The 10,325-nt window shown below is 60.6% G+C and carries 9 protein-coding genes; 2 read left to right on the top strand and 7 right to left on the bottom strand.

The window, feature by feature from the left end:
* Positions 1-10 precede the first annotated feature (10 nt).
* Positions 11-901, top strand: a complete 891-nt coding sequence (locus tag KJY40_RS15525) for a site-specific integrase (RefSeq protein WP_230737701.1) — start codon at positions 11-13, stop codon at positions 899-901.
* A 14-nt stretch (positions 902-915) separates the two neighbouring features.
* Here KJY40_RS15525 and KJY40_RS15520 read toward each other — a convergent pair whose 3' ends face one another.
* The 5 genes from KJY40_RS15520 to KJY40_RS15500 all read right to left on the bottom strand — a co-directional run bounded on the left by KJY40_RS15520 (position 916) and on the right by KJY40_RS15500 (position 7,139).
* Positions 916-1,467, bottom strand: coding sequence for a PqiC family protein (locus KJY40_RS15520; RefSeq protein ID WP_230730993.1), 552 nt, complete (start codon positions 1,465-1,467; stop codon positions 916-918).
* 16 nt (positions 1,468-1,483) lie between these two features.
* A complete protein-coding gene (locus tag KJY40_RS15515; RefSeq protein WP_230730992.1) occupies positions 1,484-3,139 on the bottom strand; it encodes a PqiB family protein in 1,656 nt (551 codons plus the stop codon).
* A gap of 99 nt (positions 3,140-3,238) precedes the next feature.
* Complete coding sequence (locus KJY40_RS15510; RefSeq protein WP_230730990.1) at positions 3,239-4,540, bottom strand: NAD(P)/FAD-dependent oxidoreductase; 1,302 nt, start codon at positions 4,538-4,540, stop codon at positions 3,239-3,241.
* Positions 4,537-5,625, bottom strand: coding sequence for a polyamine ABC transporter substrate-binding protein (locus KJY40_RS15505; RefSeq protein WP_230730988.1), 1,089 nt, complete (start codon positions 5,623-5,625; stop codon positions 4,537-4,539). Before KJY40_RS15505 ends, KJY40_RS15510 begins: the two co-directional genes overlap by 4 nt.
* A gap of 155 nt (positions 5,626-5,780) precedes the next feature.
* Positions 5,781-7,139, bottom strand: coding sequence for a glutamine synthetase family protein (locus KJY40_RS15500; RefSeq protein ID WP_230730986.1), 1,359 nt, complete (start codon positions 7,137-7,139; stop codon positions 5,781-5,783).
* A gap of 162 nt (positions 7,140-7,301) precedes the next feature.
* Here KJY40_RS15500 and KJY40_RS15495 point away from each other — a divergent pair, with 162 nt between their 5' ends.
* Positions 7,302-8,210: a helix-turn-helix domain-containing protein gene (locus KJY40_RS15495; RefSeq protein ID WP_179694886.1), complete on the top strand. Its 909-nt coding sequence runs from the start codon at positions 7,302-7,304 to the stop codon at positions 8,208-8,210.
* Between the two features lie 10 nt (positions 8,211-8,220).
* Here KJY40_RS15495 and tspO read toward each other — a convergent pair whose 3' ends face one another.
* Positions 8,221-8,670: a tryptophan-rich sensory protein TspO gene (gene tspO / locus KJY40_RS15490; protein ID WP_230730984.1), complete on the bottom strand. Its 450-nt coding sequence runs from the start codon at positions 8,668-8,670 to the stop codon at positions 8,221-8,223.
* A gap of 92 nt (positions 8,671-8,762) precedes the next feature.
* Positions 8,763-10,301, bottom strand: a complete 1,539-nt coding sequence (locus KJY40_RS15485; protein WP_230730983.1) for a cryptochrome/photolyase family protein — start codon at positions 10,299-10,301, stop codon at positions 8,763-8,765.
* Between the last annotated feature and the right edge of the window lie 24 nt (positions 10,302-10,325).

The raw sequence follows: 10,325 nt of genomic DNA, 5'->3' as shown, positions 1-10,325 counted from the left end.
AACCAACCCGATGACCGTGTATCTGGCGCGTTTGGCTCCCTCCAGCCAACTCACCATGCGTTACGTTTTACAAGATGCCGCCGACCGTCTCGGTTTCGAAGACATGAACGTTGAAGACATTCCCTGGCATGCGCTGCAACCGGACGATGTCGTTGCGTTAGTCGCCGCATTGCGCGCCGACAATTACGCACCGAACACTTCTTCGCTGTATGTAAACGCAATTCGCGGTGTCATGAATGAAGCCTGGCGCATGAGTCTTATCAGCCAGGACCATCTATTGAAGATGCGCTCGGTCAAAGGCATTGCCGGCACGCGACTGTCTCAGGGGCGCAATCTGAAGCGCACGCTGATTCATGAATTGATGGAAGTCTGCGCGGCGGATCCACGACCACAAGGTTTGCGCGATGCGGCGGTGATTGCGCTGTTGTATGGCACCGGCATGCGCAAGTCGGAGTCCGTGGATCTGGACTTGAATCAGGTTGACTTCACCGAACGCAGTCTCTGTGTCACCGCCAAGGGCAATAAACAGCTGATCAAGTATGCGCCGGCCTGGGCGTTCGCCAAACTGAATGCCTGGCTGGAGTTTCGTCGGTCAGAGCTCAAGGAAGGCGAGAGCGACGATGCGTTTCTGTTCAACCGCATTCGCCGTGGCAGCCACATCACCCGCGAGCGCATCACCAAGCACGCGATCTATTACATCGCCCGCCAGCGCGGCACCCAGGTCGGGGTGAAGATCATGCCCCATGATTTCCGCCGTTCGTTCATCACCCGGGTGATCGAAGAGCATGACCTGTCGATCGCCCAGAAGCTGGCCCATCACAGCAATATCCAGACGACCGCCAATTACGACGTGCGCGACGACAACGAGCGGCGCCGTGCGGTGGATCGCTTCGACTTGTAGGCATTGCGTTTCGATCAGGAGGCGGGTGGGCAGCCGCGTGAGCTGGTGGAGGCCTGGCTGATCAATGCAGCCAGACGCTTGACGTTGTTCTGTTGGGCCACCACCAGATCGTCGATGGTCGGCCCGGACGGGGTTTGCAGCAGCGAGCGGCAGGCGAGCAGGGCATCGTCCCCGGCGTTGGCCTGGCGCAGGCGCCATTTTACGTCCATCAGCCCGTATTGCCCGGGTATCGAATCGAAGCGTTGCACATCGATGCGCACCGAGGTTTTGCGTGGGCCGCCGGCATTGCTCAGTTGATCCACCAGCGCGCTGCGCAATTCATCACTGAGGCTCGCGCCCCACCATTCAGTCTCAAGGATCGCCAGGCCGCTGTTGCCCTGGCGGATGACGATCTGCGGCCGGTCGACCTGCGGTGGCACGCTGATACTTTCGATGGCGATTTCCGAACCGGCGCGGCCGGCCATCGGTTGCGTCGGCGTCAGGGTGTGAAAGCTGATTGGGGCGCTTTTGCAGGCGCCCAGCAGCAGGCCGATCGCGAGCACGGTGAACTTCAGCTTTAAAGCCATGGGACAGCTCCTGTGCTCAATTGCGCGGCGGCCCTTTGAGGTCCAGCGGCGCGGCGTTGTCGGGGCGGCCGCGAATCAACGATTCCGGATGTCGGCCCAGATAATCGGACAGCTCACGCAGCGAACGGGACATGCGCCCGAGCTCGTCGAGGGTCTCGGTCAGTTGTTCGCGTTGTGGCGAATCTTCGGCCAGGGTCGAACTGGCCGATTGCAGGGTCTTACTCACGTCGGCGAGGGTGTTCTGCACGCCGGGCAGGGTCTTGGCGTTGAACTGGGTCAGGCCTTTGCGCAATTCCACGAGGTTGCTGTCGAGGTTGCCGGCAATCCGTTCCACCGGTAGCTTGTTGAGCTTGTCGATCATCGCTTCGAGTTTTTCCTGCAGTTGCTCAAGACTGCCGGGAACGGTCGGAACGCTGATCGGGCGGACGGTCGGGTCAAACGCGACTTTTTCTGCCTTGGGGAAGAAGTCCAAAGCAATGTACAACTGGCCGGTCAGCAGGTTGCCGCTGCGGGCCTGGGCGCGCAGACCGTTGTCGATAAAGGTGCCGATCAGGCGTACGGCGGCGGCTTCATCGTCCGGATTGTGCTCGAGTACCTTGAGCATCTTGATGTGAGCCTGGCCGAGGCGGGCCGGGTAGATCACGATGCCGACGTTGAGCGGGAAGCTGCGTTTTTTCGCATCGAAGTCCAGGTTGACGCTGACCACCCGGCCGATCTCGATGCCGAGAAACTCCACCGGCGCATCGACTTTCAGTCCGCGCAGTGCCTGATCGAAACGCAGACTCAGGTACTGCGCCTTGCCGTTGGGCGGGGCGAGGGCGGTTTGCTGATCGTCGAACAGGTCGTAAGTCCTTTCTTCAGCGGCAGCGACATCATTGGGACTGTACTCCGGCGCACGGAAGGCGATGCCGCCCACCAGCAAGGTCGACAACGACTCGGTTTTCACCGCAAAACCGTTGGCGCCGACGTTGACGTCAATGCCGCTGGCGTTCCAGAACCGGGTGTTTTCGGTGACAAAAGCATCGTTTGGCGCGTGGATGAACACCTCGATGTTCACCCCTTTGCCATCGGCGTCCAGTGCGTAGGCCACCACCTGACCGACCGGGATCTTGCGGTAATAGACCGGCGAGCCGATGTCCAGCGAACCAAGGTCCGAGGCATGCAGATTGAAGCGCTTGCCCGGTTCGCCGTAGGTGATCGGCGGCGGGTTTTCCAGGCCTTTGAAGTGCTTCGAACGTGAGTTTGACTGCCCGATATCCGCGCCGATGTAGTCACCGGACAGCAACGTGTCTATGCCCGAAACTCCGCCCGCTCCGATGCGCGGGCGCACGACCCAGAACTGCGAATCTTCGCGGGTAAAGGTTTCGGCCTGCTTGGCCAGTTTGATCGTGGCGTTGACGCTTTTCTGGTCGTCGCTCAGCTCGACGTCCGTGACCTGGCCGATCACCACGTTACGGTATTTGACTTCGGTCTTGTTGGCGGTCAGGCCGCTGCCGGTCTTGAAGGTGACGGTGATGCTGGGGCCTTCCTGCATCAGGTTGTGCACCACCAGCGAGATGCCCACCAGCACCGCGATGATCGGCACGATCCACACCAGCGAAATGCTGAAACGCCGGGTCTTGACCGGCGCCTGGCCGGGCGTTCGCGGTTGATCGGCGGCTGACGACTCCATCCATGACCTCCAGAGTGTATTGGGCACTGAGCGTCAGGAACGCAAAAGCACTTCATCAATATAGAAGTGCTTCGCGATAGAGCAAATGTGCAGGACGCTTTATCCCAACAACTCCCGCAGGCGATACCAGAACATGCCGAGTGCCAGCAGCGGCGAACGCAGCGCCGGGCCACCGGGGAAGGTCATGTGCGGCACATTGCTGAACACGTCCATGCCCTGACTGTGACCGGCATGAATCGCTTCGCCCAGCAGCTTGGCGCACCAGTGGGTGACGTTCAGGCCGTGGCCGGAATAACCCTGGGCATAGAACACGTTCGGGTGCTGCTTCAGTCGACCGACCTGCGGGAAGCGATTCGCGGTGATGCCGATCTTGCCGCCCCATTGATAGTCGATGCGTACGTCCGCCAGTTGCGGGAAGACCTTGAGCATCTTCGGTCGCATGTAGGCGGCGATGTCCGCCGGATCCCGTCCCGAATAATGGCAGGCGCCGCCGAACAGCAAACGCCGGTCCGCCGAGAGCCGGTAGTAATCGAGGCCGACTTTCTGGTCGCACAGCGCCAGATTCTGCGGAATCAGCTCGGCGGCGCGCTCCGCCGAAAGCGGTTCGGTGGCGATGATGTAACTGCCGGCGGGCAGGACCTTGCCGCTGAGTTGCTGTTCGAGCTCATCCAGATGCGCGTTGCAGCCGAGTACCAGACTGCCGGCGCGCACGGTGCCGCTCTGGGTGCGCACCTGAACGGTCTGGCCATGGACGATTTCCAGCACCGGGCTCTGCTCGAAAATCCGTACCCCCAGGGATGCCGCCAGCCGCGCTTCGCCCTGGACCAGATCCAGCGGATGCAAGTGGCCGGAGCCCATGTCGATCAGTCCGCCCTTGTAGACACCGGCGTTCACCACTTGCTGACGAATCAGCTCAGGCGCAACCAGCCGCGTTTCATGGCGGTAACCCAGCTGCGCCAGGCTGTCCTGCTCGGCTTTGAAGGCATCGAATTGCGCCGGTGTGTTGGCCAGCTCGCAGAAACCCCAGCGCAGGTCGCACTCGATGGCGTTGTCGGTGATGCGCTGGCGCACCAGCTCCACCGAGTCGATCCCGGCCCGGTGCAGGTAGCGCACGCCTTCGCTGCCGACATGCCGGGCAAAACCTTCGACGTCATGACCGATCCCGCGAATCAGTTGCCCGCCATTGCGCCCGCTGGCGCCCCAGCCGATGCGCCGGGATTCGAGCAGAATTACCGAGAGCCCGCGCTGCGCCAGCTCGATGGCCGTGTTGACGCCGGTGAACCCGCCGCCGATCACACAGACATCGGCGATCAGATCACACGCCAGTTCCGGATAGGGTGTGCTGCCCCGGGCCGACGCGGCGTAATAGGAGAGGGCGTGTTCCTGGGTGTACTGATTCATTTGTTCGACTTCACTTTGCTCCAGGACCGGGTCATCAGACGCATGATCGACTGGGGCGGGGTAGAGGAGATGTAGAGCTTGTCGAGGACTTCCTGGGACGGATAGACCTCGGGATTGTTGACCAGATCGGCATCCATGAATTGCTTGGCCGCCAGGTTCGGGTTGGCGTAGCCGACCGAGGCGCTGACCTTGGCGATCACTTGCGGATCGAGCAGGTAATTGATGAAGGCGTGGGCTTCCTTGGTGTTGCCGGCATCGGCGGGAATCGCCAGCAGGTCGAACCACAGGTTCGCGCCTTCCTTGGGAATCGAATAGGCGATGTTCACGCCGTTCTTGGCTTCCTTGGCGCGGTTGGCGGCCTGGAACACGTCGCCGGAATAACCGAAGGCCACGCAGATGTCGCCGTTGGCCAGGTCGGACACGTATTTCGAAGAGTGGAAATAGGTGATGTACGGCCGGATGCTCAGCAGTTTCTCCTCAGCCTTCTTGTAGTCCTCGGGTTTCTCGCTGCGCGGGTCCATGCCCATGTAGTTGAGGATCGCCGGGAACACTTCATCGGCCGAGTCCATCATCGACACACCGCATTGGGTGAGTTTCTTCAGGTTTTCCGGTTCGAACAGCACGGCCCAGGAATCGATGTGATCGATACCCAGCACTTGCTTGACCTTGTCGACGTTGTAGCCGATGCCATTGGTGCCCCACAGGTACGGCACCGAGTGCTCGTTGCCCGGATCGTTTTTCTCGAGCAGGGCCAGCAGTTTCGGGTCGAGGTTTTTCCAGTTTGGCAGTTGCGAGCGGTCCAGTTTGAGGAACGCACCGGCCTTCACCTGACGGGCGAGAAAGTGGTTGGACGGCACCACCACGTCATAGCCGGTACGCCCGGCGAGCAGTTTGCCTTCGAGGGTTTCGTTGGAGTCGAAGACGTCGTAGATCACCTTGATCCCGCTGGAGGACTGGAAGTCGGCGAGGGTGGTTTCGCCAATGTAATCGGTCCAGTTGTAGACGCTGACCTGAGGTTGGGCGAGGGCACCGGCACTGTACGCTAGGGCCAGCGCGGCGGGGATCATGGATTTCAACAGACGCATATCGACACCTCTTCGAATTATTGGATTTTTCAGGTGAGCACGGTGCCTTGTGGGCGCTGGCTTGCCAGCGATAGCGGCGGGTCAGTCGATAGAGATGTTGACTGTGCCGATGCCATCGCTGGCAAGCCAGCTCCCACAGGGTTCGTGGGTGTTGGTTAAACGCTCAGCAACAGGAACTCCCGCTCCCAGGAACTGATCACGCGCTTGAAGTTTTCGTGCTCGGCGCGTTTCACCGCGACGTAGCCGCGCACGAATTTGCTGCCCAGGTATTGCGCGACGGTGTCGCACTCTTCCATCTGGGTCAGGGCTTCTTCGATGGTGATCGGCAGGCGCAGGTTGCGGCGCTCGTAAGCCCGGCCTTCGACGGCGGCACTCGGTTCGATGCCTTCGACCATGCCGATGTAGCCGCACAGCAGGCTCGCGGCGATGGCCAGATAAGGGTTGGCGTCAGCGCCGGGCAGACGGTTTTCAACCCGCATCGCCTCAGGCCCGGAGGTCGGCACCCGCAGGCCGACGGTGCGGTTTTCTTCGCCCCATTCGACGTTGACCGGTGCCGAGGTGTCCGGCAGGAAGCGGCGGAACGAGTTCACGTTCGGCGCGAACATCGGCAGCACTTTCGGGATGTACTTCTGCAGGCCGCCGATGTGATGGCGGAACAGGTCGCTCATGCTGCCGTCGGCGTTGGCGAAAATCGGCTGGCCGCTGGCGATCTCGACCACGCTCTGGTGCAGGTGCATGGCGCTGCCGGGCTCATCGCCGATCGGCTTGGCCATGAAGGTCGCGGTCACGTTGTGCTTGAGCGCGGCTTCACGCAGGGTGCGCTTGAACACGGTGATCTGGTCGGCCAGATCCAGCGCGTCGCCATGACGGAAGTTGATTTCCATCTGCGCCGGACCGTCTTCGTGGATCAGCGTGTCCAGGTCCAGGCCTTGCAGTTCACACCAGTCGTAGACGTCTTCGAACAGCGGATCGAATTCGTTGGCGGCGTCGATGGAGAACGACTGACGACCGCTTTCGGCGCGACCGGAACGGCCCAGCGGTGCCTTCAATGGCAAGTCCGGGTCTTCGCAGCGCTGGGTCAGGTAGAACTCCATTTCCGGTGCCACGATCGGCTTCCAGCCCTTGTCGGTGTACAGCTGGAGGACTTTCTTCAGCACGTTGCGCGGCGACAGTTCGATCGGGTTGCCGAACTTGTCGAAGGTGTCGTGGATCACGATGGCCGTCGGTTCGATGGCCCATGGCACCACGTACACCGCGTCGCTCACCGGCTTGCAGACCATGTCGATGTCGGCCGGGTCGAGCAGGTCATAGTAGATGTCGTCGTCGACAAAATCCCCGGTTACCGTTTGCAGCAGCACACTTTCCGGCAGGCGCATGCCTCGCTCATGCAGGAACTTGTTGGTCGGTGCGATCTTGCCGCGGGCGATGCCGGTCAGGTCGCTGACCACGCATTCCACTTCGGTAATCTTGTGATCTTTCAGCCACGTGAACAGCTGATCGAAAGGGGCATTCATAAAGACCTCGTCGTTGGTTTTGTTGACGCGGGGGAAAAGCGATTTCATCTTTCGCAGGCTTCCCCTGTGGCGCGTTGACGACTATCTTGGGCGGGCCTTGACGTTCCATCTATCCACTTTCAGCAGCACCAAAGCGCACCAAAAGAGTGCGCAAGGTCTCCCATGACAACGTGTAATCCGCTACAGGTTCAAGCTTTCAACACCGCCGACGTCACCGAACAGATCCGCGCCACGCCGGGTTGGGTTCAGCATTACCAGCAGATGTCGCCGGGGCATTTCGCCGGGCAGATCCGCTATCTGGATTTGCAGGGTGTCGAGGTTTACGAAGAACAGATGAACACCCGGGTCGAGCAGAATTTCAGCGCGCCGGAAGGGTCGCTGGCGTTCTGTTTCGATCGCAGCGACAACGCGCTCTATCTGCTCAACGAAGAGAGCCGCAACATCTGGATCACCCCGGAGAACTACCAGGAAATCGCCGTGGTGTTCGGCCCGGAATTCGTCCAGCGCAACGGCCTCGACGTGGCCAGGCTGGAAGGTTTGTTCATGGCGCCGCTCAATGGCGCGCAGAACGGATTGTTCAGTCGCTGGTTAAGCTCGACCCTCACAAAGTTGTCGCAAACCCTTGATCAGCCAAGCAAAGAAGCACTGACCCAACAGTTGCTTGAGGACTGCCTGTTCATCCTCGACAACGCAAGCGTATGCCTGGACGGCGGTGGTTTGCAGCGTCGCGCCGAAGAGCGAATCACCCTCAAGCGCGTGGGGGAGTGGGCGGCGGATTCACCGGAGGAAACCCTCAATCTGCTTGAACTGTCGCGGGTGGCCGGGGTTTCCCTGCGCCAGTTGCAGCAGACGTTCAAGGCGTACACCGGGATGTCGCCGAGCCATTGGCTGCGTTTGCGCAGGCTCAACAGTGCGCGGCGGGAATTGCTCAAACGTTCACCGGCAGATACGACGGTGGCGGAGGTCGCGATGAACTGGTCGTTCTGGCATTTGGGCCGTTTTTCAAGCAGTTACCGGGCGATGTTCAAGGAATTGCCGAGCGAGACGTTGAAGCGCTCGGCGTCCCTGTGACTAGCGCCTACTAACTCGCTCGGTTGTTGCGCATGATCGAGAAATTAAGCGCCGCAGCGACACACAGCCAGGCCAGATAAGGAAACAGAATCAACCCGGTGATCACATCCAGGCGCAAGGTCAGGACCACCATCGCTGCTACCACCAGCCACAGCAGCACGAGAATGACCATCGCCGCAACGATCCGCTGCGCACCGAAAAACACCGGCGTCCACAGCGTGTTCAAGGCAATCTGTGCCGCCCACAACGCCAGGACCATTTCGCTGCCGGGAATCAGCGTCAAACGGTAGCCGACCCAGGCCAGCAGCAGATAGATCGTCGTCCACGCCACCGGAAACACCCAGTTGGGCGGGGTGAACTTCGGTTTGTTGAGCTGCGCGTACCATTGGCCGGGCTTGAAAACCATGCCGGTGGTTGCGGCCGCACCGCAGGCGATCAGGAAAATCAGGAAAGTCACCATGTGTTGCTCCTTGTGGCTGCTGATCCGTTGACCGGTGGCGTCGGCGGTAAGTTTCACTGGCGGAGCAAGGCAGCGTCGGGCGAACGCTGAATTCAGATCGATTCCCCGTTATCCAGGCGGGCCAGCAGCGACTGGCCGCGTTGCCACAGTGCCTCTTGCTTGGCCTGCGGCATGCGGTCGAGGTTCTTGTACATCATGGCCATGCGCTGGTTGCCGCGCAGCAGCTCACCGTGGCGCATCAGGAAATGCCAGTACAGCGCATTGAACGGGCAGGCATTGTCTGCCGTGCTTTCGCTGACCTTGTACGCGCAACCGCGGCAGTAATCGGACATGCGATTGATGTACTGGCCGCTGGCGCAATAGGGTTTGGAACCGAGATAACCGCCATCGGCGTGCATGACCATGCCTAGGGTGTTGGGCAGCTCGACCCAGTCAAAGGCGTCCATGTAGATCGCCAGATACCACTCGCAGATCTGGCTCGGCGCGATGCCGGCGAGCAGGGCGAAGTTGCCGGTGACCATCAGCCGCTGAATGTGATGTGCGTAGGCATGCTGCAAGCTTTGTCCGATGGCGTGGCGCATGCAGTTCATCTGCGTATCGCCGGTCCAGTAGAACTCGGGCAATGCCCGGGTGTTGCCGAACGAGTTGCCCAGCGCGTAATCAGGCATTTTCAGCCAGTACACGCCCCGTACATATTCACGCCAGCCAATCAGTTGCCGAATGAAGCCTTCGGCGGCATTGAGCGCAACGCTGCCGGACCAGTACGCCGATTCCACGTCGCTGCACAACTTGCGCAGATCCAGCAGGCCGATGTTGAGCGCCGCGCTGATGCGGGCATGGAACAGAAACGGCTCATCACTGGCCATGGCGTCCTGGTAATCGCCAAACCCGGCCAGACCGTAATCGAGAAAGTACGCCCAGAGTGCCTGTGCATCGGCATGGGTGACGGGATAGTTGAATTCATCGAGCGCACCGTAGTGGTGGCTGAAACGCGCCTTGACCAGTGCCAGTACTTCGCAAGTGATGGCGTCGTTATTGAAGCGCGCGGGGTAGGGGGCTTTCACGCTTTTGGGCAGGGCCTTGCGATTCTCCGCATCGAAATTCCACGCGCCACCCACCGGCGAGCCATCGCCATTGAGCAGCAACCGGCTCTTGCGGCGCATCTCCCGATAGAAAAACTCCATGCGCAGCTGTCTTTTGCCCTCGGCCCAGGCGGCGAACTCTTCGCGACTGCACAGAAAGCGCCTATCGGCGTGCCAGTGAATCGGCAAGCCGCATTCCTTCATCGAGTGCTCCAGCCGCCAGTCGCCACACTCGGTGACGTGCACTTGCTCGGCCTGCAACAGCGCTTGCCAGCGATGTAATTCACCCGGCACCGAACCGCTGTTTTCCGGATCATCAAGAGTGACGTACTCAACACGCACACCCTGGTCTCGCAGCGCCTGGGCGAAATGGCGCATGGCGCTGAAGATCAGGGCGATCTTCTGTGGATGGTGGGCCACGTGGCTGGCTTCTTCCATGACCTCAACCAGCAACACAGTGTCGTGCTCGGCATCGAGTGCCTGTAAGGAGGCCAGGTCGAACGACAACTGGTCGCCCAGTACCAGGCACAAGCGGCGGGTAACGTTCATTCAATCAAGCTCTGGGGTTGTGCG

The sequence above is a fragment of the Pseudomonas fitomaticsae genome (genome assembly GCF_021018765.1).
GTDB classification, from domain to species: Bacteria; Pseudomonadota; Gammaproteobacteria; order Pseudomonadales; family Pseudomonadaceae; genus Aquipseudomonas; species Aquipseudomonas fitomaticsae.
The sequence above is the reverse complement of the archived record's forward strand: the minus strand, read 5'-3'. Positions and strand labels throughout refer to the sequence as shown.